This is a genomic window from Streptomyces sp. NPDC001492 (assembly GCF_053597275.1).
Genome location: NZ_JBSFHW010000013.1, coordinates 13,289 through 39,205 on the forward strand (window position 1 = coordinate 13,289; position 25,917 = coordinate 39,205).

22 protein-coding genes and 1 pseudogene are annotated in these 25,917 nt (G+C 70.4%); 13 read left to right on the forward strand and 10 right to left on the reverse strand.

Translation table 11 applies throughout. The features are described from left to right. Positions 1-43: 43 nt before the first annotated feature. The 5 genes from ACWC1K_RS18235 to ACWC1K_RS18255 all read left to right on the forward strand — a co-directional run bounded on the left by ACWC1K_RS18235 (position 44) and on the right by ACWC1K_RS18255 (position 5,778). Positions 44-319 (forward strand): glutaredoxin family protein, encoded by a 276-nt coding sequence (locus ACWC1K_RS18235; protein WP_180292213.1) that lies wholly within the window; start codon positions 44-46, stop codon positions 317-319. Positions 320-600: 281 nt separating this feature from the next. After that, complete coding sequence (locus ACWC1K_RS18240; protein WP_450832479.1) at positions 601-1,371, forward strand: redox-sensing transcriptional repressor Rex; 771 nt, start codon at positions 601-603, stop codon at positions 1,369-1,371. Next, entirely contained in the window at positions 1,368-3,122 is a 1,755-nt protein-coding gene (locus ACWC1K_RS18245; protein ID WP_450832481.1) for a glutamyl-tRNA reductase, read from the forward strand. The genes ACWC1K_RS18240 and ACWC1K_RS18245 overlap by 4 nt, the downstream gene beginning before the upstream one ends. Next, entirely contained in the window at positions 3,119-4,078 is a 960-nt protein-coding gene (gene hemC / locus ACWC1K_RS18250; protein WP_450832483.1) for a hydroxymethylbilane synthase, read from the forward strand. The genes ACWC1K_RS18245 and hemC overlap by 4 nt, the downstream gene beginning before the upstream one ends. Beyond that, positions 4,075-5,778 (forward strand): uroporphyrinogen-III synthase, encoded by a 1,704-nt coding sequence (locus ACWC1K_RS18255; RefSeq protein ID WP_450832485.1) that lies wholly within the window; start codon positions 4,075-4,077, stop codon positions 5,776-5,778. The genes hemC and ACWC1K_RS18255 overlap by 4 nt, the downstream gene beginning before the upstream one ends. A gap of 64 nt (positions 5,779-5,842) precedes the next feature. Here ACWC1K_RS18255 and ACWC1K_RS18260 read toward each other — a convergent pair whose 3' ends face one another. Further along, positions 5,843-7,234, reverse strand: a complete 1,392-nt coding sequence (locus ACWC1K_RS18260; RefSeq protein WP_450832487.1) for an FAD-binding oxidoreductase — start codon at positions 7,232-7,234, stop codon at positions 5,843-5,845. Positions 7,235-7,422: 188 nt separating this feature from the next. On the opposite strand from ACWC1K_RS18260, the gene hemB reads away from it, so the two are divergent. The 4 genes and pseudogenes from hemB to ACWC1K_RS18280 all read left to right on the forward strand — a co-directional run bounded on the left by hemB (position 7,423) and on the right by ACWC1K_RS18280 (position 11,264). Continuing rightward, positions 7,423-8,415, forward strand: a complete 993-nt coding sequence (gene hemB / locus ACWC1K_RS18265) for a porphobilinogen synthase (protein WP_030945597.1) — start codon at positions 7,423-7,425, stop codon at positions 8,413-8,415. A 300-nt stretch (positions 8,416-8,715) separates the two neighbouring features. After that, entirely contained in the window at positions 8,716-9,075 is a 360-nt protein-coding gene (locus ACWC1K_RS18270) for a DUF805 domain-containing protein (protein WP_450832489.1), read from the forward strand. A gap of 553 nt (positions 9,076-9,628) precedes the next feature. Further along, positions 9,629-9,944, forward strand: a pseudogene (locus ACWC1K_RS18275) (SAM-dependent methyltransferase); the annotation flags it as partial. Between the two features lie 93 nt (positions 9,945-10,037). Beyond that, a complete protein-coding gene (locus ACWC1K_RS18280) occupies positions 10,038-11,264 on the forward strand; it encodes an aminotransferase-like domain-containing protein (RefSeq protein ID WP_450832491.1) in 1,227 nt (408 codons plus the stop codon). Positions 11,265-11,457: 193 nt separating this feature from the next. Here the strand turns inward: ACWC1K_RS18280 and ACWC1K_RS18285 are convergent, their stop codons facing one another. Beyond that, positions 11,458-12,234, reverse strand: coding sequence for a DUF4253 domain-containing protein (locus ACWC1K_RS18285; RefSeq protein ID WP_450832493.1), 777 nt, complete (start codon positions 12,232-12,234; stop codon positions 11,458-11,460). 45 nt (positions 12,235-12,279) lie between these two features. Next, a complete protein-coding gene (locus ACWC1K_RS18290) occupies positions 12,280-12,867 on the reverse strand; it encodes a TetR/AcrR family transcriptional regulator (RefSeq protein ID WP_450832495.1) in 588 nt (195 codons plus the stop codon). 87 nt (positions 12,868-12,954) lie between these two features. Here ACWC1K_RS18290 and ACWC1K_RS18295 point away from each other — a divergent pair, with 87 nt between their 5' ends. Further along, positions 12,955-13,794: a class I SAM-dependent methyltransferase gene (locus ACWC1K_RS18295; RefSeq protein ID WP_450832497.1), complete on the forward strand. Its 840-nt coding sequence runs from the start codon at positions 12,955-12,957 to the stop codon at positions 13,792-13,794. Here ACWC1K_RS18295 and ACWC1K_RS18300 read toward each other — a convergent pair. Further along, entirely contained in the window at positions 13,775-14,617 is an 843-nt protein-coding gene (locus tag ACWC1K_RS18300; RefSeq protein ID WP_450832499.1) for a DUF2690 domain-containing protein, read from the reverse strand. The two genes, ACWC1K_RS18295 and ACWC1K_RS18300, sit on opposite strands and share 20 nt — an antisense overlap. After that, on the reverse strand, positions 14,614-15,399 hold the full coding sequence (locus ACWC1K_RS18305; protein ID WP_450832501.1) for a peptidoglycan-binding protein: 786 nt from the start codon (positions 15,397-15,399) through the stop codon (positions 14,614-14,616). Before ACWC1K_RS18305 ends, ACWC1K_RS18300 begins: the two co-directional genes overlap by 4 nt. 327 nt (positions 15,400-15,726) lie before the next feature. Here ACWC1K_RS18305 and ACWC1K_RS18310 point away from each other — a divergent pair, with 327 nt between their 5' ends. Next, the gene (locus ACWC1K_RS18310; RefSeq protein ID WP_450832503.1) at positions 15,727-16,110 is read left to right on the forward strand and encodes a peptidase inhibitor family I36 protein; all 384 of its coding nucleotides are present in this window, start codon (positions 15,727-15,729) and stop codon (positions 16,108-16,110) included. Positions 16,111-16,185: 75 nt separating this feature from the next. Here the strand turns inward: ACWC1K_RS18310 and argS are convergent, their stop codons facing one another. Continuing rightward, the gene (gene argS, locus ACWC1K_RS18315) at positions 16,186-17,946 is read right to left on the reverse strand and encodes an arginine--tRNA ligase (RefSeq protein WP_450832505.1); all 1,761 of its coding nucleotides are present in this window, start codon (positions 17,944-17,946) and stop codon (positions 16,186-16,188) included. A 146-nt stretch (positions 17,947-18,092) separates the two neighbouring features. On the opposite strand from argS, the gene lysS reads away from it, so the two are divergent. Then, the gene (lysS, locus tag ACWC1K_RS18320; RefSeq protein ID WP_450832507.1) at positions 18,093-19,838 is read left to right on the forward strand and encodes a lysine--tRNA ligase; all 1,746 of its coding nucleotides are present in this window, start codon (positions 18,093-18,095) and stop codon (positions 19,836-19,838) included. A gap of 57 nt (positions 19,839-19,895) precedes the next feature. Here the strand turns inward: lysS and ACWC1K_RS18325 are convergent, their stop codons facing one another. From ACWC1K_RS18325 to ACWC1K_RS18335, 3 genes are all read right to left on the reverse strand, one after another. Beyond that, complete coding sequence (locus ACWC1K_RS18325; RefSeq protein ID WP_450832509.1) at positions 19,896-21,161, reverse strand: DUF2637 domain-containing protein; 1,266 nt, start codon at positions 21,159-21,161, stop codon at positions 19,896-19,898. Between the two features lie 167 nt (positions 21,162-21,328). Continuing rightward, positions 21,329-22,237 (reverse strand): DUF3558 family protein, encoded by a 909-nt coding sequence (locus ACWC1K_RS18330; RefSeq protein WP_450832510.1) that lies wholly within the window; start codon positions 22,235-22,237, stop codon positions 21,329-21,331. 120 nt (positions 22,238-22,357) lie between these two features. Further along, positions 22,358-23,191 (reverse strand): DUF3558 domain-containing protein, encoded by an 834-nt coding sequence (locus ACWC1K_RS18335; RefSeq protein ID WP_450832511.1) that lies wholly within the window; start codon positions 23,189-23,191, stop codon positions 22,358-22,360. 204 nt (positions 23,192-23,395) lie between these two features. On the opposite strand from ACWC1K_RS18335, the gene ACWC1K_RS18340 reads away from it, so the two are divergent. Beyond that, a complete protein-coding gene (locus tag ACWC1K_RS18340) occupies positions 23,396-24,589 on the forward strand; it encodes an RtcB family protein (protein WP_450832512.1) in 1,194 nt (397 codons plus the stop codon). Positions 24,590-24,650: 61 nt separating this feature from the next. On the opposite strand, the gene ACWC1K_RS18345 is transcribed toward ACWC1K_RS18340, so the two are convergent. After that, entirely contained in the window at positions 24,651-25,916 is a 1,266-nt protein-coding gene (locus tag ACWC1K_RS18345) for a GNAT family N-acetyltransferase (RefSeq protein ID WP_450832514.1), read from the reverse strand. Between the last annotated feature and the right edge of the window lies 1 nt (position 25,917).

Below are 25,917 nucleotides of genomic sequence, written 5' to 3' on the forward strand. Positions count from 1 at the left end.
CGCGGGTGTGCCGCCGCCGTGCGCTCGCGCGAGAATGGCTGACATGAGTCCCCTCTTCCGTCGTAAGGCCCAGGACCTCCGGAGCCGGAACGTCACTCTCATCCGCAAGCCCGGGTGTCACCTGTGTGATGACGCACAGCTTGTGGTGGAGAAGGTGTGTGCGGAGGTGGGGGTGGCGTGGGAGGCGAAGGACATCTCCCTGGATCAGCAGCTCCACGACCAGTATTGGGAGCAGATTCCCGTGGTTCTCGTCGACGGCCGGCAGCACACCTTCTGGCGCGTGGACGAGCAGCGGTTGCGCAAGGCACTGACTGAGTAGTCCAAGTCGTCCGGAACCTCGCTTAGGATCGACGGCGACTGGTCTCGGGGGCGGGGATCGTAAGAGGAGAGTGTGCGGTTTTGCCCCCACGAGATGAGAAGCGGTGGTGTTTGTGCGCCGGTTCCGCACCAGTGCGCCGGGGGCGCGTGACCCCGGTCACGTTGGCCGGGCAAATCGGACACCATCTTTGTGCACGCGTTCACAAAGACATAGCCTGCTGTCGACGGGGCGGTCTGGGTACGTGTGACCGCCTACAGCCCCGCTCTACCCGCAGGAGCACCGTGGCAACTGGCCGAACTCACCGACCGGCGACCCGTAGCCGAGGGATTCCCGAGGCCACCGTCGCCAGGCTTCCGCTGTACCTCCGCGCCCTGACCGCACTGTCGGAGCGCTCGGTACCCACGGTCTCCTCCGAGGAGCTCGCGGCCGCGGCGGGGGTCAACTCCGCCAAGCTGCGCAAGGACTTCTCCTACCTGGGCTCGTACGGGACGCGTGGTGTCGGCTACGACGTCGAGTATCTCGTCTACCAGATCTCGCGTGAGCTGGGGCTCACCCAGGACTGGCCGGTTGTGATCGTCGGTATCGGCAACCTCGGCGCGGCTCTCGCCAATTACGGCGGGTTCGCCTCCCGTGGCTTCCGCGTCGCGGCGCTCATAGACGCCGATCCGGCCATGGCGGGCAAGCCTGTCGCGGGGATCCCCGTGCAGCACACCGATGACCTGGAAAAGATCATCGAGGACAACGGGGTGTCCATCGGCGTCATCGCCACTCCCGCGGGCGCCGCCCAGCAGGTCTGCGACCGGCTCGTGGCCGCCGGGGTCACCTCCATTCTGAACTTCGCGCCGACCGTGCTGTCCGTCCCGGACGGTGTCGACGTACGCAAGGTGGATCTCTCGATCGAGCTGCAGATCCTCGCCTTCCACGAGCAGCGCAAGGCCGGCGAGGAGGCCGAGGCCGCGGGTTCCGACGGCTCGGGGCCCGTCGCCGCCGCCCGCCAGGAGTCCGCCGAGCAGGGACCCGACGGGGACGTACCCGCCGTGATGCCGGCATGAGTCTCCTCGTCGTCGGGCTGAGCCACCGCAGCGCCCCGGTCAGCGTCCTGGAACGGGCCGCGCTGCATGCGGACGCCCAGGTCAAGCTGCTCCAGGACACGGTCGCCGCGGAGCCCGCCACCGAGGCCGCGGTGCTCGCCACCTGCAACCGCATCGAGCTGTACGCCGACGTGGACAAGTTCCACGCCGGTGTCGCCGAGCTGTCGACGCTGCTCGCCCAGCACAGCGGGGTGGGGCTGGACGAGCTGACCCCGTATCTGTACGTGCACTACGAGGACCGGGCCGTCCACCATCTGTTCTCGGTCGCCTGCGGCCTCGACTCGATGGTCGTGGGCGAGGGGCAGATCCTCGGGCAGATCAAGGACTCCCTCGCCAAGGCGCAGGACCTGCACACCGCCGGGCGGCTGCTGAACGACCTCTTCCAGCAGGCGCTGCGGGTCGGCAAGCGCGCACACTCCGAGACCGGGATCGACCGGGCCGGGCAGTCGCTGGTCACCTTCGGTCTTGAGCAGCTGGCGGCCGGGGCGGATGTGCAGGCGTGGGCCCGGGGGAAGAAGGCGCTGGTCATCGGGGCGGGGTCGATGTCCTCGCTGGCTGCTGCGACGCTGGTGCGGGCAGGGGTCGGCGAGGTCGTGATCGCCAACCGGACGGGGGAGCGGGCCGAGCGGCTCGCCGAGATCTTGAACGACGGTGCGGGCGACAGCGTGCTGGCCCGTGCCGTGCCGATGGGTGCGGTGTCGGGTGAGCTGACACGTGCCGATGTTGTGGTGTCTTGTACCGGGGCCACTGGGCTTGTGCTGTCCGCCGGCGCGGTTGCTACGGCGGTGCGGGGCCGGGTGGTTGACCAGGTGCCGGATGCCGGTGCGGGCCAGGGGGACGTCGCGCAACCCGGCGCTGACGGGGTGCCGCCGGCGCCCACCCGTGCCGCCCTGGCGGCACGACTGCCCGCAGGCTCCGCAGATGAAGAGAACTGCCCGCTTGATCTTCCCGCTGTGCAGCAAGGCTTCTCCGTCATGGGGGAAGCTGCCGTTGCCGGGATGGATGCGGCGACCCTGGAGCAGCATGCCGTCTGGGTGGACAACGGCGACGTCGACCGGCGTGAGGCGGCCCGGCGGGCGCCCGAGGCCGATGCCGAGCTGATCACCGCGCTGGCCGCGACCGTGGCCACGGTCGGGCGGATTCCGGAGCGCCGCAAGGCCGAGCCGGTCGTCGAGACGCCGCGGCCCGCGCCCGTGCTGTTCCTCCTCGACCTCGCGATGCCCCGCGACATCGACGCGGCCGTGCACCGGCTGGCCGGTGTGCGGCTCGTCGACATCGAGTCGCTCGCCGAGGCCTCCGCGGACGCTCCGATGGCGGCCGACGTCGACCAGGTACGCCGTATCGTCGCGGACGAGGTCGCGGCCTTCGGGGCGGCGCTCAGGGCCGCGCACATCACACCCACCGTCGTGGCCCTGCGCACCATGGCCGCCGATGTGGTCGCGAATGAGATCGCGCGGCTCGAGGGGCGGCTGCCCGGGCTCGACGACAAGCACCGCAGCGAGATCACCCAGACCGTCAAGCGCGTCGTCGACAAGCTGCTGCACGCGCCGACCGTACGAGTCAAGCAGCTCGCGGCCGAACCGGGCGGAGCAGGGTACGCGGATGCCCTGAGGACCCTGTTCGACCTCGACCAGGAAGCGGTGGCCGCCGTCTCCCGGGCCGAGGGCGCCGACGATGAATCTGAGAACAGCAAGAACCGAGGGCCGGCATGAGTAGCAAGGCATGGAGACTGGGGACGAGGCGAAGCAGACTCGCCATGGCCCAGTCCGGGCAGGTGGCGGACGCCGTGAGCCAGGTGACCGGACGGCCCGTCGAGCTCGTCGAGATCACCACCTACGGCGACACCTCTCGCGAGCACCTCGCGCAGATCGGCGGCACGGGTGTGTTCGTCACGGCGCTGCGCGACGCGCTGCTGCGGGGTGAGGTCGACTTCGCGGTTCATTCGCTCAAGGACCTGCCCACCGCGCAGCCCGAGGAGCTGGCGCTCGCCGCCGTCCCGCGGCGCGAGGACCCGCGTGACGTGATCGTCGCCCGGGACGCGCTGAAGTTCACCGACCTGCCGCGCGGGGCGCGCATCGGTACGGGTTCGCCGCGTCGCACGGCGCAGCTGAACGCGTACGCGCGCAGCCACGGGCTGGACATCGAAACGGTCCCGATACGGGGGAACGTGGATACCCGGATCGGATACGTGCGGGACGGTGAGCTGGACGCCGTCGTCCTCGCCGCCGCCGGCCTGAGCCGGATAGGCCGTAGCGATGAAGTGACCGACTTCCTGTCGGTCGACACCGTTCTGCCCGCCCCCGGCCAGGGGGCACTGGCGATCGAGTGTGCCGCGGACAACGCGGAACTGATCGCCGCGCTCGGAGAGCTCGACGACCCCTTCACCCGGGTCGCCGTGACCGCCGAGCGGTCACTGCTCGCCGCCCTGGAGGCCGGCTGCAGCGCCCCTGTGGGCGCGCTGGCCGACCTGCTGGCCGACGGGCAGATTGTCAAGGAAATGCGCCTGCGGGGCGTCGTCGGTACCACCGACGGCTCCCGCACGGTGCAGCTGTCCACCACCGGTCCCGTGCCCGAGACGTACGACCAAGCAATGGCGCTCGGCCGTGAACTCGCTGCCGAGATGCTTGCCCAGGGCGCGGCCGGTCTGATGGGGGAGCGAGCACAGTGAGCCCCACCACCCTTCCCGCCGGCCTTGAACACGGGCACGTCACCTTCCTCGGTGCCGGACCCGGGGATCCGGGACTGCTGACTCTGCGCGCCGTGGAGGCGCTGGCGAACGCGGACGTCCTCGTCGCCGAGCACGACGTGCTCGACGTGGTGCGTCAGCACGCCAGACAAGGCGTCGCCGAGGTGCACACGGACGGGGGTCCTTCCTCGGACTCGCTTCCGGGCACGGGCGCACCTCAGCTCGCGGTTGTTGACAGCTCGTCAACAACCGCTGGGGTCCCCGTGGTACGGGATGCCGCACATCTTGTCATGGAGGCCACGCGGGGCGGCAGGCGGGTCGTCCGTGCCGTGTCCGGTGACCCCGGACTCGACGCGTACGCCGCCGAGGAGATGCTCGCCTGCGCCGCCGCGGGCGTGCCCTTCGAGGTCGTGCCCGGTGTCGCCGCGGCCGTCGGCGTGCCCGCGTACGCCGGTGTTCCGCTGCGCGACGCCCACGGCGCGGACGTGCGGTTCGTGGACGCCCGTACCGCCTCGGACCGCTGCTGGACGGAGGTGGGTGTCTCCGACGGGACGGTGGTCGTGTCGACGACCCTCGACTCCGTGGGCGCGGCCGCGGGCGAGCTGGTGTCGGCCGGACGTAAGCCGGACACGCCGATCACCGTGACGGTGGCCGGTACGACGACGCGTCAGCGGACCTGGACCGCGACGCTGGGGAGCATCGCCCAGACGCTGAAGCAGGCCAAGGTGCTGCCCTCGCCCGAGGGCGGGCGGCCGGTGATAGCCGTGGTCGGTGAGCGTTCCGCCGCCGCCCAGCGCGACCGGCTGTCGTGGTTCGAGTCCAAGCCGCTGTTCGGCTGGAAGGTGCTCGTGCCGCGTACGAAGGAGCAGGCGGCGTCGCTCTCCGACCAACTGCGGTCCTACGGCGCCGTACCGCACGAGGTGCCGACCATCGCCGTCGAGCCGCCGCGGACGCCCCAGCAGATGGAGCGGGCCGTGAAGGGGCTCGTCACCGGGCGGTACGAGTGGATCGCGTTCACCTCGGTCAACGCGGTGAAGGCGGTCCGGGAGAAGTTCGAGGAGTACGGGCTCGATGCCCGGGCGTTCGCGGGGATCAAGGTCGCCGCGGTGGGGGAGCAGACCGCGAAGGCGCTCGTCGCCTTCGGTGTGAAGCCGGATCTGGTGCCGAGCGGGGAGCAGTCGGCTGCGGGGCTTCTCGAGGACTGGCCGCCGTACGACCCTGTTTTCGACCCGATCGACCGGGTGTTCCTGCCGCGGGCCGACATCGCCACGGAGACCCTCGTTGCCGGGCTGATCGAGCTCGGGTGGGAGGTCGACGACGTCACGGCCTATCGGACCGTGCGGGCCTCGCCGCCGCCGGCCGATACGCGGGAGGCGATCAAGGGGGGTGGGTTCGATGCGGTGCTGTTCACTTCGTCGTCCACCGTGCGGAACCTGGTGGGTATTGCGGGCAAGCCGCACAACGTGACGGTGATTGCTTGTATTGGGCCGGCCACCGCGAAGACCGCTGAGGAGCATGGGCTGCGGGTCGATGTGATGGCTCCGGAGCCGTCCGTGCACAAGTTGGCTGAGGCGCTTGCGGACTTCGGGCTGCGGCGTCGGGCTGCCGCCCTGGATGCGGGGGATCCAGTTACTCGGCCCAGTGAGCGGCGGCCGGGGGCCAGGCGTCGTCGGACGACCTGAGGTGTGTGGGGGTGCGCGGCCCTGGGGGCTGCGCCCCCGGACCCCCACGACGGGCTGGAATTGCTCACGCCGGCTGAGGCTTCACCGTATGGCCGTAGCGCAGCAGGTTGCACGGGTCGTATGTCGACTTCGTGTGCGTGAGGCGGTCGTAGACCTCGTCCGACCAGGCGCGCGCCCGGTCCTTCTCGTCGCCCGGGCGGCCGTGGAGGTTGACCATCGTGTGGCCGGTGCTCCACGGGGACATGGTCTGGTGGAGGGCCGTGGTGGCTGATTCCACCGCCGCTGCCGTGTCCGGGTCGGGCAGGACGCCGACCGTTTCCAGGAGGTAGCCGGCGTCGCGGGCGCAGATGGCGTCCTCGACGGGGGCCGGGCGGGAGAGTTCGCCGCCCATGTGGCGGAGTTCGATCAGCAGGAGCGGGAGGTCCGGGACGGCCGGGCCCGCCCGGTCCAGGAACGCGGTCCGGGCGTCCGGGGGCAGCGCCCTGAGCAGGGTGCAGGCCTCGCGGGCGGGGAGCGGGTCGTGCGGGTCCTCGTAGATGCGGTCCATGGCGGCGTACGGCATGTCCTCCACCGTGTCGATCGCGACGGGAGCGGCCGCGCGGATGGGGGCCAGCAGGTTCTCGCCCTCCCTCGCGTCGCCGGTCCAGGCCAGCGCGACGCGGGCCCAGAAGCCGCCGCGCAGGGGCTCGGGGATCTGCGGGATCGGCGGCAGACGCAGGATCGTGTACGCGCTGCACATCTCGGTGGGCAGGTCGGCCGTCCAGTCGGCCCAGGTGCGCAGGACCGTCTCCGCGTGTTCGCCGGGGAAGTAGATGCCGCCGCCGAGGACCGTGGCCAGCGGGACCAGCTCGAAGGTCAGCTCGGTGACCACGCCCACGTTGCCCTTGCCGCCGCGCAGGGCCCAGAAGAGGTCCGGTTCGGTGTCGGCGGTCACCGTGCGCAGGGTCGCGTCCGGCGTGACGACCTGGACGGAGCGGACCCGGTCGGCCGCGTAGCCGTAGGCCCGGCCGAGGACGGGCAGACCGCCGCCCAGGGTGTAGCCGACGACGCCCGCGTCCGAGGACGACCCGTTCAGCGGGGCGAGGCCGTAGGGGGCGGCCGCCTCCAGGACGTCGCGCCACCTCGCACCGGCGGCGACCGTCGCGGTGCGCTCGGCCGGGTCGATCGTCACGTCGGTCATGCGGGTGGTGCTGATGAGCAGGCCGCCGTCGATCGGGAAGTTCGCGCCGTGGCCGGTGGCCTGGACCGCCACCGGCGTCCCGGTGGCCGCGGCCCAGCGCATCGCCGTCACGATGTCGTCGGCGCCTGCCGCTCCGATCACGATGTCCGGGTGGTGGAAGGCCGACAGATTGAAGCCGGTGACCTCGGCCACATAGGCGTCGTCGCCGGGCCGCAGGACGGGGCCGTGGATCTCGGACAGGGCGAACAGGTCCGGGGTGTGGTGGGTGGCGGTCATCTCGTCCTCCTCCTTCGCGCAGGCGGGCAGGCGTGCGCGGCGAGGGGACGGGGGCCCGGTCCTTGCTCCTTGCTGTTTTCTCAGGATGGACCCGTGGGATGCGGGCCGCATCGCGGGGGGCGAACGGCTGCGCAGGACCGACATACCGTCGGCAAAGGTGCCGGTGGGCCGGGCGTAGCGTAGGTGGCATGACGAAGTACGGATCCTTCCCCGGCACGCGGCCGCGGCGGCTGCGGACCACCCCCGTCATGCGGCGCATGGTCGCCGAGACCCGGCTGCACCCGGCGGACTTCATCCTCCCCGCCTTCGTGCGCGAGGGCGTCTCCGAGCCCGTGCCGATCTCCGCCATGCCCGGCGTCGTCCAGCACACGCGCGACAGCCTGAAGAAGGCGGCCGCCGAGGCGGTGGCCGCCGGAGTCTCCGGGATCATGCTGTTCGGCGTGCCGGAGGAGGAGAAGAAGGACGCCCTCGGGACGCCGGGGACCGACCCGGACGGGATTCTGCAGGTCGCGATCCGCGATGTGCGGGCCGAGGTCGGGGACGACCTCCTCGTCATGTCCGATCTCTGTCTCGACGAGACGACCGATCACGGGCACTGCGGGGTGCTCGACGCGGAGGGGCGCGTCGACAACGACGCCACGCTCGAGCGGTACGCCGAGATGGCGCAGGTCCAGGCCGACGCGGGGGCCCATGTGGTGGGGCCCAGCGGGATGATGGACGGGCAGATCGGGGTCATCCGTGACGCGCTCGACCAGATCGGCCGGGAGGACGTCGCGATCCTCGCCTACACGGTGAAGTACGCCTCCGCGTTCTACGGCCCGTTCCGCGAGGCCGTCGGCTCCTCCCTGAAGGGGGACCGGAAGACCTATCAGCAGGATCCCGCCAATGTGCGTGAGTCGCTGCGGGAGTTGGCGCTCGACCTCGAAGAGGGCGCCGACATGGTGATGGTGAAGCCGGCCGGACCGTTCCTCGACATCCTCGCGCGGGTCGCGGACGCGGTGGACGTACCGGTCGCCGCCTACCAGATCTCCGGCGAGTACTCGATGATCGAGGCCGCCGCCGAGAAGGGCTGGATCGACCGCGACCGGGCGATCCTGGAGACGCTGACCGGCATCAAGCGGGCGGGCGCGCAGAACATCCTCACGTACTGGGCGACCGAAGTGGCGGAAAAGTTGCGCTGATCCGGGCTACGGATGGGGATACGTCAGGACTCGAATCGGCCACCGACCCGCATCGGAATGCACTCGGTTCGGCAACGGAACCAACTCGGAACCGTGAACTGAGGCCTCGCGCTCCATGGTTGCCCGCCGTTCGCCGCGATCAGTGGCGGGTTCGGGGCCGATTCGCGGTAGATCTGTCCGAAAAGAGCTCAACCCTTGCGCCGTACACACCGAATTGACGAGTTCTCATCAGTGTCCTTACCTTCTCGCCTGGCCTGATCCGTTCCGGATGGTCCGAACGTCGATCCCTGGGGGACACACATGAGCTGGTTCATCGAGGCGCTGAAGAAGTACGCGGTGTTCAGCGGGCGCGCGCGCCGCAAGGAGTACTGGATGTTCGTGCTGTTCACGGCGATCATCTACGCCGTCCTGCTCGGCATCGGCATCGCGATCAAGGCGCCGTTCATCGCGATCGTCTTCTACGTCGCGATCCTGCTGCCCAGCCTGGCCGTCGGCGTCCGCCGTCTGCACGACACCGGCCGCTCCGGCTGGTGGCTGCTGTTCGGGATCGTCCCGATCGTCGGCGGTATCACCCTGCTGGTCTTCAGCTGCTCCGACAGCCAGCCGGGCGAGAACAAGTACGGCCCGAACCCGAAGGAAGCGGTTGTGGCCCACGCCTGATCCTCTGAGCAGGGAGGCCGCCCGGTTCACGACCGGGCGGCCTCTTCGCGTTCCGTACGGCGGCAGTGTGCCCGGCGGGAGCGTGCAGGGAGTGGGTCGTTGCCGGGCCCTCGTCCTTGAGGCCCTTCCCGTCCCTGCACCCGGCCAGCGCGAACGCGGCGAGTACCAGGGCGGTGGCGGCGAAGAGGCGGATGCGAGGGGCTCGGGCGGGCATGGTGGTACGTGCCTTCCGTGGGCGGTGGGCTGGGGATTCCAGCCTGAGCGGTGATCGGCTCCGCCCGCCACAGTCCGCGGAGGATTCGGGACGCCGAAGCCCGGGGATGCCCTCTGACCTGCGGTGATATCGCGTCCCAAAGGCTCGGTACGGGACGCTTCCGGGGGCCGGGACTTGCGAGGTCACGGTGCCGGCCACGACAAGTGCCGCCGACGGCGAGGTCGTTGGTGACTGGTCCTGGTCTCTTGAACGACCGCCCCCACGCTCCAGGGAGACGCTCATGCCCGGTGACGTCCTCAACCGGGATCCCGCCGAGCTGAGAAGGAGGACCTCGGCCGCGACCGGCCGGTCGCGCTCCGCCTCGTGGCGCTTCTGCGCTTCGTCGACGACGAGGAGGCCTGCCCGATCGTGCGTGAACTCCTCGACACGCTGCCGTCCGGCAGCCGGCTCGCTCAGCCATCTCACCGGAGACCTCAACCCCGAGAACACCCGCGCGGTCCAACGGACGTACACCGAGCGGTGCTTCACCTTCGTGCTGCGCTCCCGGGCCGAGGTCGAGCGCTTCCTCACCGAGAGCGCCCTGGAGCCGGCGGATCCGTGTACGCGGCGGTCGGCACCAAGCCCTGAGTGGCCGGCCGAAGGCCTGAGGGGCGGTCCGTCCGTATCGCGGAAACCTGCTTGTAGAGGGCACGTACATCCCTAGGCTGCGGTCACGAGCCGCCGTCACCGCAGCCGAAGGAGCCGCGCCATGACCGTCGCACCCGCCTTTGCCCCCGTCCCGCCGCTCGCCGCGCGGGCCCGGTCGATCGGCGGTTCGCCGGTACGGGACATCCTCGCCGTCACCGCCCGCCCCGAGGTGATCAACTTCGCGGGCGGGCTGCCGGCACCGGAGCTGTTCGACGCGCAGGGGGTCGCGGAGGCCTTCGGGGCCGTGCTGTCGCAGGCGTCCGCGCAGGCCATGCAGTACTCCACGACCGAGGGCGAGCCGACGCTGCGGGGCGCGCTCGCCGCGCGGACGGCGGCCCGCGGGCTGCCCACGGACGCCGACGACATCCTGGTCACCACCGGCTCGCAGCAGGCGCTGTCCCTGCTGGCCACGGCGTTGCTGGAGCCCGGGGACGCCGTCCTCGTCGAAAGCCCCTGTTACCTCGCGGCACTTCAGGTCTTCGCGTTCGCGGGCGCGCGGGTGCTGGCGGTCCCCGGAGACGGGGACGGCGTCGACCCCGACGCCCTGGAGGAGCTGGTGGTGCGGGAGCGGCCCAAGCTGCTGTACACCGTGCCGACGTTCCAGAACCCGACCGGCCGCACCATGCCGGCCGAACGCCGGGCCGCCGTCGCGGCAGTGGCCGCCCGCCGGGGGCTGTGGATCGTCGAGGACGACCCCTACGGCGAACTCCGCTTCGAGGGCGAGCGGGTGCCGTGGATCGCCTCGTACGAGGAGGCGGCGGACCGGACCGTGCTGCTCGGCTCCTTCTCCAAGGTCATGGCGCCGGGCCTCAGGCTCGGCTGGCTGCGGGCGCCCAGGGAACTGCGGCGCGCCTGTGTCGTCGCCAAGCAGGCCGCCGACCTGCACACCCCGACCCTCAACCAGCTGGCGGCGGCACGGTACCTGGCGGACCGTGACCTGGACGCCCATGTGGCGCGGGTGGCGGGCGTCTACCGCGAGCGCCGGGACGCCATGCTCGCCGGGCTGCCCGAGGCGCTTCCCGAGGGCTCGGCCTGGGCCCGGCCCGAGGGCGGCATGTTCCTCTGGGCCCGCCTCCCGGAGCCGTACGACACCAGCGCGCTGCTGCCGCGAGTGGTGCGGCACGACGTGGCGTACGTCCCTGGCGCACCCTTCTACGCCGGCGACCCCGACCGCTCGACCCTGCGGCTGTGCTTCGTGACGCAGACGCCGGAAGAGATCCGGGAGGGGCTCAGGAGGCTGGCGGAGGGGCTGCGGGACCAGGCCCTCCCGTTTGGATCACGCCCGTAACGCGGGTGGGAATGTGACGTTATTGAGAACGGAAGAAACGTCACATTTCGCACATGGAGGTCTCGAATGGTTCTCGCTGCTCTGCTCACCGGTGTGGCTCTCCTCCTTCACCACGCTCTCGGCGTCTGAAGACAGTCCTCACACCGCGGCCGGGTCCGGTGCGCCCACCACCGGACCCGGCCGCGGCGGACCGTCAGTCCCACCAGAAGTGCCAGGCCGGCTGGTTGAGGAGCTGGTGTTCGGCATAGGCGGCCAGGGCGGTGTCCGCGCCCTGCAGGAAGTTGTCCGGACAGAACGCGAAGTGCTCGGCGGCGAGGGCCTCCGCCTCGGCGAGAGTGGTGGGCGGCGCTGCGACGGACACCGTCAGCTGGTCGAAGCCGAGCGCCACGACCCGTATGCCGAAGCGGTCCTCCCAGGAGCGGAGTACCGCGCAGAGCCGGGCCACGTCGTTCTCGTGGTTCGCGGGGCCCATCCAGCCGATCGCCGCGGGTATGTCGGCGCTGCGGCGGGCGGGGACCAGGGCCAGGCGGGGGTCCTTGAGGGGGCGGCCGCCGTCGAGGAGGGAGTCCACCACGGCGGAGGCGACGGACTCGGGGTCCGCGCCGGCGCCCACGGTCTGGGCGGCGGCCGGGCCGGGCCAGTCGGCGCCGTCCTCCGCGCACTCGTACCAGAGTTCCTCCAGCACCTCCTCGGCGTCGTGATCCCCCGGGTAGGACATCTCGCCCGGTACCAGCTCCCATTCCTCCGGGCCGCCGTGCCCGGCACCGACATCGAGGATCACCGGGAGCAGACCGGCGGCCGGTGCCGACTGCTGGAGCGCGGCCCGGGCACCGGGCACCGCCCGGCCGTCGGCCAGCCACAGCAACGGCTCGTGCCACGGCCCGTCGTCGGTCGCGTCGACCAGTACGCCCGGCGGAAGTCCGAGGCCGAGGGACGCGAGACGCGGCAGGGGGTTGGGAAGAGTCGCCATGTCAGTGACTGTAGGGGCAGCCACTGACAATCCCCCCGGCGGCCGTCACCGCACAGCGCCCCCGACGACCGTCGCCACCGTCCCGCGCACCGCCGCCGGGTCCGGCGGCCCCGCCTCCCGGTCGGCGAACAGGAGGTGCGCGGCACCCAGCAGGGTGGCCGCGAGAAGGCCCAGGTCCGCGTCCGCCGCGACACGGCCCAGGTCGCGCTCGGCGGCGAGGTAGCCCGTGAGCACCGCCGACGCCTCCGTCATGAGCGGGATGCCGCTGGAACCGGCCGCGCGCAGACGGGCGCGGAGTTCGTCCCGGGTGATGACCAGGCCCACGACGGCGATCGCCACCGCGTCGAACAGGTCCGTCAGGGCGCCGGTGAGGTTGCCGGCGACCGTGCCCGTCCCGGCGGCCTCGCGAAGGGCCGCATCCAGGCCCGCCAGCCGGCGGATACGGTCCAGCACCAGCTCGGCCAGGAACGCGTCGAAGTCCGCGAAGTGCCGGTGCAGGACCCCCTTCGCGCAGCCCGCCTCAGCCGTCACCGCCCTGCTGGTCAGGGCGGTCGGACCGGCGCGCAGCAGGATGCGTTCGGCGGCGTCGAAGAGCTGCTGGCGTGGGTCGCGGATGGCCACACCTGTCGGCATACCGCCTCCTGTCCCGGCGCGAGTGGGCGCATGCCCATGGATGGGTGCCCCTTGACGAGTGGGCATGCGCCCACTCATAGTGGGCGCATGCCCACTTTACCGTCCTCGGCATCGTCGCCGGCCTCCCCCGCCGAGAACCAGCCCCATCAGTGGCGGGACATGGCGGAGTCGTTCGGCGGCGACGCCGAGCGCTACGACCGGGCCCGGCCCCGCTACCCCGACGCCCTGGTGGCGCGGATCGTCGCCGCGAGCCCCGGACCGGAAGTCCTCGACGTCGGCTGCGGCACCGGAATCGCCGCCCGGCAGTTCACCTCCGCCGGGTGCAGCGTGCTCGGGGTCGAGCCCGACGCGCGTATGGCCGAAGTGGCCCGGCGGCCGGACGCCGGCGTGACGGTGGACGTGGCGAGGTTCGAGGAATGGGAGCCTGGGAAGCGGCGGTTCGACGCCGTCGTCGCCGGGACCGCCTGGCACTGGATCGACCCCGTCGCGGGGGCCGCGAAGGCGGCGGGCGTCCTGCGGCCCGGCGGGGTGCTGTCCGTCTTCTGGAACGTGGCCCTGCTCCCGGCCGACCTGACCGAAGCGGTCGCCGACGCCTGCGAACGCGTCATGCCCGACTCGCCGTTCGACTTCCGCGCGGCCCTCACCCGGCCCGCCGCGGTCCCGTACCGGGCCATCCTCGACAAGGCCGCCGACGGGATCCGCGCGGCCGGCTGCTTCGGTGAACCCGAACAGTGGCGGTACGACTGGGAGTTCACCTACACCCGTGACGCCTGGCTGGACGTCGTGCCCACCCAGGGCGCCTTCACCCGCCTCCCGGCCGCGGCACTCGCCGAGGTCCTGGAGGCCGCCGGGAGCGCCATCGACGCGCGCGGCGGCAGCGTCACCATGCCGTACGCCACCATGGCCGTCACCGCACAACGGACCTGAAGCACTCCTCCGCACGGCCCTTCGCCGGCCGGAAACAGGTGCGCAGGGCCGTTCCGGGGCGGGTCACCGTCATCGGGGTGTAGACGAAGCTGTCCGCGTCGACGGCGTTCCCGACCTCGGCGCCGCGGACCCGGCCGCCCGCCGTCAGCTCGATCCGGTCGCCGATCCGCGTGCCCCACATCCGGGCCCAACTCGTCCCGCACTCCTTGCTGTAGCGCACCTCCACCCAGGCGCCGGCGGCCGTGTGATGCGTGGCGATCGTGTCCGGTCTGGGGGCGCAGTACATGTCGATCGGGCTCCTGCCCTCGCAGGACGAAGCCCGGCAGTGCGGTCCCGGAGCGGAGGTGGTCGCGGCGGCCGGGCGCGCTTCCTCGTGCTGGCGCGGCAGCAGGAGCAGCGCGACCGCCACAGCGCCGACGGCCACGGCACACACCGTCGCGAGCACCGCCACGGTTGCCGCACCCCGGTGACCACCGCGCCGGGACGGCCCCGGCGGATCCGGCGGCGGGACGGGATCGGCGGCCGGGTCCGCGACCGGCGACGACGCCTGCGCGGGCGTATCCGCCCGATCCGCCCGCGACACCCGACCGCTCCACTCCGACTCCGCGATCTCCCACAGCGCCAGACACCGGCCCTCCGGTTCACCGGCCAGCCGGCACAGCTCCTGCACCGCCGTGCGCGGCGGCAGCGTCCTGCCGTTGAGATAGCGCTCCCAGGACGACTTGCTGAACGCCGACTTCGCCGCGAGAGCCGCCAGGCTCAGACCGGTGCGGGTTCTCAACTCCCGCAGTGCGGCGGCCAGTCGGGCCTGTTCCAGGGTCATCCGCGCAGCGCCTTCCAGGTGACCGGGCCCACGGTTCCGTCCACATCGACCCGCGCCTGCTTCTGGAAGGCCTTGACCGCGCCCTGCGTCAGCGGCCCGAACATGCCGTCGATACCGCCCGGCGAGATGCCCGCCCGGCGCAGCAGACACTGCACCTCGGCCACCGCCGGCCCGGAGTCGCCGTACCCCACCGTCGCGGTCCGGGTACGGCTGTTGCCCGCGTACCAGCGGCCGTCGACCTGCTGCACACGGCAGGCGTACGACGGCGCCGACGTCCCCGCCGACAAGGTGACCGTGGTCGTCGTCCCCTCCGCCGTGCCGCCGCGGTGGTCCATGAGCCGCATGGTCACCAGCACCGCCGACGACACGGCCAGCACCAGGGCCACCGCCCCCGCGACGAGCGCGACGCGCAACGACCGCGTGCCTGCGCCGCCGGGCTCCGCCGACAGGATCTCCGGCTCCGGCACGGCGGTTTCCACAACCGCCGTCTCCGGTACGGAAACCGCGCCGCGCGGGTTCCCCCAGGCCTCGGCGGCGACTTCATGCAGTGCGAGCAGCCGGGTCGGGTCGTCGCCGCCGATCCGGGCCAGCGCCTCCACGGCCTCCCGCGGCGGCAGCGAACGGCCGCCCAGATACCGCTCCCACGACTTCGGGCTGTACCCCGTCCGCGCCGCCAGCTGACGCACGCTCAGCCCGCTGTGGTCCTTCAGCCGGCGCAGGCGCACCAGTAACTGCCGTACACGCGGATCGAGTTCGGCGGGCAGCGCTTTCCAACGCGACATGGTGTGGTCCCCCCACGCGTTCATGAACAGCGGCCGTGGTCAGTGGCCCCTGTACCCCGTGCCGCATTCTGCACCAGCATCTACAAGACCGCACCGGAACCTGCGCCCTGCACCCATACGCAATCGGCCACCAGTGGGCCGCCGGCAGCCTGCCGACGGCCGTCCCGCCGCGCCGTCGCACCACCGTACGTCCCCGCAGGTCAACGCATGGGACGTCCCGCGAGGGCGTCACTTCCGCGGCAACTGTGGCTGTCGCCGCTCCCCGCCCAGCAGTCTCGTCGTCGAGCCGGCCGGTGCGGTCGGCCCGTCTAGGAGGGGGATGACAGCATGCGCTTGACCAGGAAGTTCGCGGCCGTGGCCGGTGGCATCGTGCTGACCGGTGGCCTGCTGGTCGGCGGCGCGGGGGCCGCCGGTGCGACCCAGGCCGCGCCGCAGGCGGCGTCGGACTGCCCGTCGGGCTGGTTCTGCGTCTGGTCCGGGCAGAACTACACCGGCCACATGCAGAAGGTCGCAGGGACGAACGCGTCCCTGACCCAGTACTCGGTCTTCCAGGACTTCCAGTCCTGGTACAACCACGGCAGTTCCTGTGACTTCGTGTGGTACTCGGCGACGAACTACGGCGGATCCAGCGGCGTCATTCCGAGGGGATACAAGACGTACGACAGCGACCACCACTACATCAAGTCCAACAAGTGGACCAACTGCAGCTGACCGGCCGCCCGAACGCGCCGCGGCCCGCCCTCCCGGTGGAGAGGGCGGGCCGCGGCACGCCGGCCGGTACGGGCCTCAGAGCCGCTCGGGCGTCCTGATCCCCAGCAGCGCCATGCCCTGGTGCAGGGTGCGGGCCGTCACGTCGCACAGGAACAGACGGTTCTCCACCTGCTCCGGCGTCTCGGCCTTCAGCACCGGGCACTTGTCGTAGAACGACGTGTACAGCGAAGCCAGCTGGTACAGGTACGCGGCCAGCTTGTGCGGCGCGTACTCCGCGGCCGCCTCGAAGACCGTGTCCCCGAACGCGTCCAGGTGCAGGCCGAGCGCCCGCTCCGCCGGGGCGAGCTCCAGCTCCGGGTGCGCGGCCGGCTTCGTCTCCCCGGCCTTGCGCAGGATCGACTGGATACGGGCGTAGGCGTACTGCAGATACACCGACGTGTCGCCGTTCAGCGACACCATCTGGTCCAGGTCGAACTTGTAGTCCCGGTTCGGCGACGTCGACAGGTCCGCGTACTTCACCGCACCGATGCCGACCTGCGCGGCCCGCTCCTGGATCTCGTCCTCGGTGAGGTCCTGCGCCTTCTCCCGGACCACCTCGGCGGCCCGCTGCACCGCCTCGTCCAGCAGGTCCTCCAGCCGTACGGTCTCGCCCTCACGCGTCTTGAACGGCTTGCCGTCCGCGCCCAGCACCGTGCCGTAGCCCATGTTGTGCGCGGTGACGCCCTCGTTCAGCCAGCCGGCCCGCCGGGCCGTCTCGAAGACCATCTTGAAGTGCAGCGACTGCCGTACGTCCACGACATACAGCAGCGTCGAGGCGTGCAGGTCGAAGACGCGGTTGCGGATCGCGGACAGGTCGGAGGCCGCATAGCCGAAGCCGCCGTCCGCCTTTTGCACGATCAACGGCACCGGCTGGTCGTCCTTGCCGCGGATCTCGTCGAAGAAGACCACCAGCGCGCCCTCGGAGCGCACGGCCACACCCGACTCCTCCAGGAGCCGTGCCGTCTCCGCCATCATGTCGTTGTACGCGGACTCGCCGACGATCTCCTCGTCGCGGATCTCCATGTCCAGCTTCTCGAAGACCGAGTAGAAGTAGACCTTCGACTCGTCCACGAACCGCTGCCACAGTTCGAGGGTCTCCTTGTCGCCGGACTGCAGCGCGACGACCCTCTTGCGCGCCCGCTCCTTGAACTCCTCGTCGGAGTCGAAGACCGCGCGCGAGGCCTTGTACACCCGGTTCAGGTTCGACATGGCCTGCTCGCCGTCGACCTCGTCGGCCGGAGCCAGCTCGCCGGGGTGCTCGATCAGATGCTGGATGAGCATGCCGAACTGGGTGCCCCAGTCGCCGATGTGGTGCCGGCCGATCGTCTGCTCGCCGGTGAAGTCGAGCATGCCGCGCAGGGCGTCACCGATCACCGCGGACCGCAGATGGCCGACGTGCATCTCCTTCGCCACGTTCGGCTGCGCGTAGTCGACGACCGTGATGCCCGGGTTCTCCTTCAGCGGCACACCGAGCCGGTCGCCGTCGGCGGCACGCGCCGCGAGCGTCTGAGTGATCGCCCGGTCCGAGATGGTGATGTTGAGGAAGCCGGGCCCGGAGACCTCGACGTCCTTGATCAGCCCCTCACCGGTGACGATGTGGGAGACGACCTGGGCCGCCAGCTCCCGCGGGTTCGCCTTCGCCTTCTTCGCCAGCGCCAGGATCCCGTTGGCCTGGAAGTCGGCCCGGTCACTACGTCGCAGCAGCGGGTCCGCTCCGGCGGCCTCCGGCAGGGTGGCCGAGAGCGCGGACGCAAGATGCTGCTGGACGGAGTCGCTGAGGGACTTGACCGAGGCCATAGGAAGGGGTGCCGTTCTCCTCGTGGGAATCGATAGACCCAGCAAGTATCCCACGGAGGGTAAAGCGGTTTTCCCGGGCGCGATGCGGTCTGGGAGTATGGGATGTCAGCCGTTGACCGTACTGGCTGCCCCGGAGAAAGAAGGACGTGCCGATCGTGGCTCAGAGCACCGAGACCGCCGACTGGGTCTCCCGTTTCGCGGATGACGTCATCGAGGAGTCGGAGCGTCGGGCCCCCGGCAAACCTGTCGTCGTCGCGTCCGGCCTGTCGCCCTCCGGCCCGATCCACCTCGGCAACCTCCGCGAGGTCATGACCCCGCACCTCGTCGCCGACGAGATCCGGCGCCGCGGGTACCAGGTCCGCCACCTGATCTCCTGGGACGACTACGACCGCTACCGCAAGGTGCCGGAGGGCATCCCCGGGGTCGACAAGGAGGCCTGGGCCGAGCACATCGGCAAGCCGCTGACGTCCGTGCCCGCCCCCAAGGGATCCGCGCACCCCAACTGGGCCGAGCACTTCAAGGCCGCCATGATCGAGTCGCTCGCCGAGCTGGGCGTCGAGTTCGACGGCATCAGCCAGACCGCGCAGTACACCTCCGGCGTGTACCGCGAGCAGATCCTGCACGCCGTCGCACACCGCGCCGAGATCGACGCGATCCTCGACCAGTACCGCACCAAGAAGGCCCCGGCCAAGCCCAAGCAGCAGAAGCCCGTCGACGAGGCCGAACTGGAGGCCGCCGAGGGCTCCGGAGCCGCCGGCGAGGACGACGGCTCGTCCGGCTCCGCCGGCTACTTCCCGTACAAGCCCTACTGCGGCAACTGCGAGAAGGACCTGACGACGGTCACCTCCTACGACGACGAGACGACCGAGCTGACCTACGCCTGCACCGCCTGCGGCTTCTCCGAGACCGTCCGGCTGAACGAGTTCAACCGCGGCAAGCTGGTCTGGAAGGTCGACTGGCCCATGCGCTGGGCCTACGAGGGCGTGATCTTCGAGCCGAGCGGCGTCGACCACTCCTCCCCGGGATCCAGCTTCCAGGTCGGCGGACAGATCGTCGGGATCTTCGGCGGCAAGCAGCCCATCGGACCGATGTACGCCTTCGTGGGCATCAGCGGCATGGCCAAGATGTCCTCCTCGCGCGGTGGCGTGCCCACCCCCGGCGACGCCCTGAAGATCATGGAGCCGCAGCTCCTGCGCTGGCTCTACGCCCGCCGCCGCCCCAACCAGTCCTTCAAGATCGCCTTCGACCAGGAGATCCAGCGCCTCTACGACGAGTGGGACAAGCTCGACGCCAAGGTCGCCGACGGGTCGGCCCTCCCGGCGGACATCGCGGCCCACTCGCGTGCCGTGCGCACCGCCGGCGGCGAACTGCCGAAGACACCCCGCCCGCTGCCGTACCGCACCCTGGCCTCCGTCGCCGACATCACCGCCGGCCACGAGGACCAGGCCCTGCGGATCCTCAGCGAACTGGACCCCGCCAACCCGCTCGGCTCCCTCGACGAGGCCCGCCCTCGCTACGACAAGGCCGAGGCCTGGATCAACACGCACGTCCCCGCCGACCAGCGGACCATCGTGCGCGACGAACCCGACGCCGACCTGCTCAAGTCCCTCGACGAGGCCTCCCAGCAGTCCCTGCGGCTGCTGACCGACGGCCTCGCCGACCACTGGTCGCTCGACGGGCTCACCCACCTCGTCTACGGCGTACCGAAGGTGCAGGCCGGATTCCCCGCCGACGCCACGCCCAAGGAACTCCCGCCGGAGATCAAGACCGCCCAGCGGACCTTCTTCGCCCTGCTGTACCACCTGCTGGTCGGCCGCGACACCGGCCCGCGACTGCCCACGCTGCTGCTCGCGGTCGGGCAGGAGCGGGTACGGGCCCTGCTCGGGGAGTGACGCCACGAGAAAGCGCCCGGTGCCGCACGGCACCGGGCGCTTTCTCATGCGGCACGCCTACGCGATGTGCTCTTCCGCCAGCTCTGCGTTGAGCCGGTTGGAGAAGCGATTCACCATCTGCTCGGCCTCACGCTGCGGAAGAGAGACGTTGTACGTCGCCTCCACATCGGCGATGAACCCGCGAGGAGTGGGCGCCCCGTTCCCGCTCTTTATCGACTCACGGAAAACCTGGTAGTACGCGTCCTCGTCCGGCTCCGGCGGGCCACCGCCCTCGCCGAGCTCACGGGTGCGCCCCGGGCCGGCCGGAATCGGGAAGCTGCCCGTCTCCTCCGGAGAGGGCTCCTCGTACACCGGCTGCTCCGGGAACTGCTCCTGCCGGTACTGCTCCTGCTGGTACTGCTCGGCCTGCTGCTGCTCATCGAACCACTGGGCGTACTGCTCCGGGTCGTACGTCGGGTCGTAGTCGCCGTGGTACTCCACCTGCTGGGGATGCCGGGCATGCAGCCACTGGCTCTGCTCCGGCAACTGCGCCTCCGGAACAAACTGCTCCACCGGCTGCGGAACCGGCGCCGCCACCGCGGGACGGCTCTCCACCGGCCGGGCGATCTGCGGCGCCGGCGGCAGCAACGCCGGCTCGATGCCCGCCGCCGCCAGCCCCTCCGGAGCCGTCTGCGCCAGCGGAACCCCGTACCGCGCCAACCTGAGCGGCATCAGCGACTCCACCGGAGCCTTACGCCGCCACGCCCGCCCGAAGCGCGAACGCAACCGCGCCTGATAGACCAGCCGCTCCTGCTCCAGCTTGATCACCTGCTCGTAGGAGCGCAGCTCCCACAGCTTCATCCGGCGCCACAGCAGAAACGTCGGAATCGGCGAGAGCATCCACCGCGTCAGCCGGACACCCTCCATGTGCTTGTCCGCCGTGATGTCCGCGATACGGCCGATGGCATGGCGGGCCGCCTCGACCGACACCACGAACAGCACCGGGATCACGGCGTGCATCCCCACACCCAACGGGTCCGGCCAGGCCGCCGCACCGTTGAACGCGATCGTCGCCGCCGTCAGCAGCCACGCCGTCTGACGCAGCAGCGGGAACGGAATACGGATCCACGTCAGGAGAAGATCCAGGGCCAGCAGGACACAGATACCCGCGTCGATGCCGATCGGGAAGACATACGAGAAGTTCCCGAAACCCTTCTTGATGGCCAACTCGCGGACCGCCGCATACGAACCGGCGAAGCCGATGCCGGCGATGATCACGGCGCCGGAAACGACCACGCCGATGAGAACGCGGTGCATCCGAGTCAGCTGCAGTGGCGCGGCCACCCGTACTCCCCTCCCATTGCGTGCTGTTGCGCGCAACAGAGTGGCACATGTGTACGCCGAACGAGGTAACGGTACGGATGGAGCCCGACCCCCGCAGGGGGCCGGGCTCCATCAAAAAACGGTGCTGAGCTGCGAGTTGGCGTCCACACACGGCCCAGATGTGACAGTCAGCTCTTCTTCGACGCTGAGGAGGAGGGAGAGGCCGAAGCGGACTTCGAAGGAGACGTCGAGGCCGACTTCGACGCCGACCCGGAAGGCGAGGGCTTCGCCGTGCCCGCACCACCCCCCGTACCCGCGCCTCCGTCACCGTTCGCCGCCGACACCGAGGCCACCACCTCCCTGGCTGCCGCCTCCGCGACCTTCACCAGATCGTCCGCGCTCGGGGTCTTCTCACCCGCCAGACCCGCACCGTTGTAGTCCAGCGTGATCACCACGTTCTCGACGCGCGCCACCACCGTCTGCTGCTTGAAGGCGCCTTCCTTCTTCTTCAGGTCGTAGCGCACCAGCGTCGCCTCGGCACCCGTCCCGGCAACCGGCTCCGACTTCAGGTTCTTCGCACCCTGAGCCCCCTGGGCGTCCTTCACCTGCTTCTCGAAGTAGGCGTGCGCCAACTGGTTGCCCTCACCACGCGTCGCATCCGACTCGAAGCGCAGCAGCGACACATTGAGCCAGCGGAACTGCGAGCCCTTCACACCGTTGTTGTCCAGACTGCTCCACGAACAGCTCGCCCGCGTCGCCGTATCACCGGACTTGCCCGCCTTGCCCGACTTGACGCCCTTCGGTACGAGCGACGTCAGTGTCTTCTTCGACAGCACCCCACACGAATCCGGCAGCTTCTTGTACGCCGCCGCCTGCACCGTCGGCGCCGTACTCGCCGTCGCCGGAGCCGTCTCGCCGGCGCTCGCGCCCTTGCTGTCCCCGTCACCGGAGCCGGAGTCTGAGGAGCAGCCCGCGGCGAACACCATCACGGGGACTGCGACCGCGCCCACAAGTAGACGGCCTGACCGCCCCACTCGCTTCTTACGCCGGTTGCGCTGGTCTCGCTCTGCTGGTCGCTGCATGGTTCCTTCACTCATGACGCTGTGGTTCCTGAGGTCGGCGGATCGGGTCCGAGGAGCCACCGTACGCGGTGAGGAAACTGTGTGCTTCCGGTTCTTCAGCATGACGAAGGGGCGCCCGAGGCACCCCAGCGACCCCTAACCACCCAGCGTGTCCGCCAGCTGCGCAGCCAGATTCCGGGCCCTGTCCTGCATTTCCTTGCTGTCCGGCACCACGCCGACGGCAGCCGGCTGCTCCTCGTACTCGATGGTCACCATCACGTTGGACGTGCGGAACACCACAGTCACCGTGCGCTGCCGGGCCGTCGAACCCGAGCCACTCAGAGCGTCGTTCAGGAACGCCTCGTCACCGAGATCGTCGAGCGTGCGGGGCTGGAGATTGGCCGGGGTCGCGGACGACGAGGCGGACTGTGAGCCGGAGCCGGAAGGGGAGACCGACGCCGAGGAACTGGAACCGGCGCTGGGGCTGGAACTGGCAGAGGGAGTGGAAGCGGAGCCGGAACCACTCTCCGAACTCGTCGGCTCCGGCAGGTCGGCCGCCGTCTCCTTCTCCGCGAACAACTCCTGCGCCTGGGTGTCGTCGCTCACCGAGTTGTCATAGGAGACGACACGCTCGAAATCGACCAGCAGCCGGTCGGTCGCGGTCGTCGAGTCGACCTTCCAGCGGCAACCCGCCTTGCGGTCGTTGTCGAACGCGAGCGTGGCCTCACCCTCGTACGCCTTCTCCCGCTGGTCCGCATCGGCAATCTGCTTGATGCCGGGCAACAGCGAATCGAGCGTCTCCTGACTCACCGCACTGCACGGCCCCGGCAGCGTGCGGTACTTGCCCGGCTGCGCCACGACGCTCGCCGTACCGGCGTTGCCGGGATTCGCGTCATCCGTCGCACCGCCACCGCCCGAACCGCCTGTGCAGCCGGCCAGCAGCGCCACGAGGAGCGCGGCGACGCCGGATACGTACGCCTTCCGCTGCACGGTCGGGCTCCTCTCGACGGTGGCTCTGTGCCGTTGCTCCAGTGCCCCCGCTGGTTAATCGCTTGCCGCGCGGGGGCGTCCACTGGAGACAATGTGTATCGCACGCACTGCCGTGGACGCCGGTCCGTTGTCCTTTTTCATCGACCTTGGCGCCGGTTTTGCGATCTAAGACTTCTGTCATGTTTTCGGGGGAATGAGGACGATATGTCGTACGTAGAGATGCCGGGCGCGAAGGTCCCGATCCGCATGTGGACCGACCCTGCGACGGTCGAGGACGTGGCCCTCCAGCAGCTCCGCAATGTCGCGACACTGCCGTGGATCAAGGGCCTGGCCGTGATGCCGGACGTGCACTACGGGAAGGGGGCGACGGTCGGGTCCGTCATCGCGATGCAGGGGGCTGTTTGTCCCGCGGCGGTGGGGGTGGACATCGGGTGCGGGATGTCGGCGGTGAAGACGTCGCTGACCGCCAATGATCTGCCGGGGGACCTGTCGCGGCTCCGGTCGAAGATCGAGCAGGCCATTCCGGTGGGGCGGGGGATGCATGACAGTCCTGTGGAGCCGGGGCGGCTGCATGGGTTCGGTACTGCGGGGTGGGACGACTTCTGGGGGCGGTTCGACGGGATCGCCGAAGCGGTCAAATTTCGTCACGAACGCGCCGAAAAGCAGATGGGTACGCTCGGAAGTGGCAACCACTTTGTCGAAGTTTGCACGGATACGACCGGTTCTGTTTGGTTGATGCTGCACTCGGGGTCGCGGAACATCGGCAAGGAACTCGCCGAGTTCCACATCGGCGTTGCCCAGAAGCTGCCGCACAACCAGGGCCTCGTCGACCGTGACCTCGCTGTCTTCGTGGCGGACACCCCGCAGATGGCGGCCTACCGGAACGACCTTTTCTGGGCGCAGGAGTATGCGAAGTACAACCGCACCCTGATGATGGCGCTTCTGAAGGACGTGATCCGCAAGGAGTTCCGGAAGGCGAAGCCGACCTTTGAGCCGGAGATCAGCGCTCATCACAACTACGTTGCCGAAGAGCGCTACGAGGGCATGGATCTGCTCGTCACCCGTAAGGGCGCGATCCGCGCGGGCTCCGGCGAGTACGGGATCATCCCCGGCTCCATGGGCACGGGTTCGTACATCGTGAAGGGCCTCGGCAACGAGAAGGCCTTCAACTCGGCGTCGCACGGCGCCGGTCGGCGTATGAGCCGCAACGCGGCCAAGCGGCGCTTCACGACGAAGGACCTGGAGGAGCAGACGCGGGGCGTGGAGTGCCGTAAGGACTCCGGCGTCGTGGACGAGATCCCGGGCGCGTACAAGCCGATCGAGCAGGTCATCGACCAGCAGCGGGACCTGGTCGAGGTCGTGGCGAAGCTGAAGCAGGTCGTCTGCGTGAAGGGTTGACGCGGCCGACTGCCGTGCGCCGCTCATGGGCCCGAGCCGGATGGCTCGGGCCCTCATTCCCTCAATGGAGCCGTTTCTCCAGCAGCGTCACCGCATACGGGCTCCCCAACCCGCCGTCCTTCGCCAGCTGTTCGCCTACGACCTTGTAGCCCGCCGACTCGTAGTACGCGCACAGCCGCGGGTTGGAGGCCAGGCAGTCCAGGCGGGCGTACGGGCGGCCCGTGGCGGCTATGCGGGACTCCGCCTCCGTCAGCATGTGGCGGCCTGTGCCCGGTGGGGCCGTGTGCGGAGTGGTCATCAGGCGGTGGATGTAGCCCGCGTCGGCGGGGCGGGGGCCCCAGGCGGCCTCGTCCTCCCACCAGAGTTCCCAGGCGCCCGCCAGGTGGCCGCCCGCGTGGGCCAGCCAGACCTCACCCTCCTGCATGCGCGTGCGGAAGTGGGTCTCGTCCTTCTCGCCCGGCTTCCACTGGTCGATTCCCCGGGCCAACTGCCAGAGCGCGGCCGAGTCGCGGAGGCGGACGAGGGTGCGGGCGTCGGGCGGGGTCGCCTTGCGGAAGGTGAGAGTCGGCCAGTCGATGGGCCGGGGTTCCAGGAGGGCCGTGCGCAGGGTTGCCGCCAACGCCTCTGCGTCCAGGGAGAGTTCCCGCGTGATGTAGTCCTCCAGCGAGCCGTAGCGCTGCTTCATGGAGGCCAGGAAGGTGCGCATCACCTGCTGCGGGGCGCGACCGAAGCCCGGCCAGGTCGGTTCGCGGCCGTCGTTTCTCGACTTCCAGGAGGCGAGGATGGCCGGGGTGGCCAGTTCGGTGAGGCTGTAGTCCTCGATGACGGTCTCTTCCGGGATGCCCAGCAACGTCAGGATCAGCGCGGCCAGTTGGCCCGTGCGGTCCTTGCCCGACGCGCAGTGGAAGACCAGCGGGGTGTCCGATTCCGCTGCCTCCGCCACCAGTTCCAGGGCCCGGCGGATCTCCTTCACGCCGTCCTCCGCCACCTCCATGTAGCGCTCCGCCAGGTACGGGCCGGGGTCGACGTCGGGGGCCTGGACCGCCTGCTCGTAGGCGCGGTGCTCGATGCTGAGGTTGTGGTACGCGAAGGAGGGGTGGGAGGGGACGCGTCCGCGCGCCTCCGCCTCCCACGGGTGGCGCAGGTCGATGACCGTGCGGATGCCGAGGGAGAGGAAGCGGTCCCAGTCCTGTGTGCCCTCGGTCAGCTTGCCCGGGGAGTCGGCGCGGTACAGGCGTCCGGGGCGGATGCGGTGGCCGTCCGGGGTCGTGTAGCCGCCCAGGTCACGGAAGTTGTGCAGCGCGTCGAAAGCTATGTGTCGGTCCACA

Excerpts from the sequence above, each read along its gene's own strand:
- ACWC1K_RS18235 (WP_180292213.1), top strand. The coding sequence starts at position 44 with ATGAGTCCCCTCTTCCGTCGTAAGGCCCAGGACCTCCGGAGCCGGAAC.
- ACWC1K_RS18245 (WP_450832481.1), top strand. The coding sequence starts at position 1,368 with ATGAGTCTCCTCGTCGTCGGGCTGAGCCACCGCAGCGCCCCGGTCAGC.
- hemC (WP_450832483.1), top strand. The coding sequence starts at position 3,119 with ATGAGTAGCAAGGCATGGAGACTGGGGACGAGGCGAAGCAGACTCGCC.
- ACWC1K_RS18260 (WP_450832487.1), bottom strand. The coding sequence starts at position 7,234 with ATGACCGCCACCCACCACACCCCGGACCTGTTCGCCCTGTCCGAGATC.
- hemB (WP_030945597.1), top strand. The coding sequence starts at position 7,423 with ATGACGAAGTACGGATCCTTCCCCGGCACGCGGCCGCGGCGGCTGCGG.
- ACWC1K_RS18270 (WP_450832489.1), top strand. The coding sequence starts at position 8,716 with ATGAGCTGGTTCATCGAGGCGCTGAAGAAGTACGCGGTGTTCAGCGGG.
- ACWC1K_RS18280 (WP_450832491.1), top strand. The coding sequence starts at position 10,038 with ATGACCGTCGCACCCGCCTTTGCCCCCGTCCCGCCGCTCGCCGCGCGG.
- ACWC1K_RS18285 (WP_450832493.1), bottom strand. The coding sequence starts at position 12,234 with ATGGCGACTCTTCCCAACCCCCTGCCGCGTCTCGCGTCCCTCGGCCTC.
- ACWC1K_RS18290 (WP_450832495.1), bottom strand. The coding sequence starts at position 12,867 with ATGCCGACAGGTGTGGCCATCCGCGACCCACGCCAGCAGCTCTTCGAC.
- ACWC1K_RS18295 (WP_450832497.1), top strand. The coding sequence starts at position 12,955 with ATGCCCACTTTACCGTCCTCGGCATCGTCGCCGGCCTCCCCCGCCGAG.
- ACWC1K_RS18300 (WP_450832499.1), bottom strand. The coding sequence starts at position 14,617 with ATGACCCTGGAACAGGCCCGACTGGCCGCCGCACTGCGGGAGTTGAGA.
- ACWC1K_RS18305 (WP_450832501.1), bottom strand. The coding sequence starts at position 15,399 with ATGTCGCGTTGGAAAGCGCTGCCCGCCGAACTCGATCCGCGTGTACGG.
- ACWC1K_RS18310 (WP_450832503.1), top strand. The coding sequence starts at position 15,727 with ATGCGCTTGACCAGGAAGTTCGCGGCCGTGGCCGGTGGCATCGTGCTG.
- argS (WP_450832505.1), bottom strand. The coding sequence starts at position 17,946 with ATGGCCTCGGTCAAGTCCCTCAGCGACTCCGTCCAGCAGCATCTTGCG.
- ACWC1K_RS18330 (WP_450832510.1), bottom strand. The coding sequence starts at position 22,237 with ATGAGTGAAGGAACCATGCAGCGACCAGCAGAGCGAGACCAGCGCAAC.
- ACWC1K_RS18340 (WP_450832512.1), top strand. The coding sequence starts at position 23,396 with ATGTCGTACGTAGAGATGCCGGGCGCGAAGGTCCCGATCCGCATGTGG.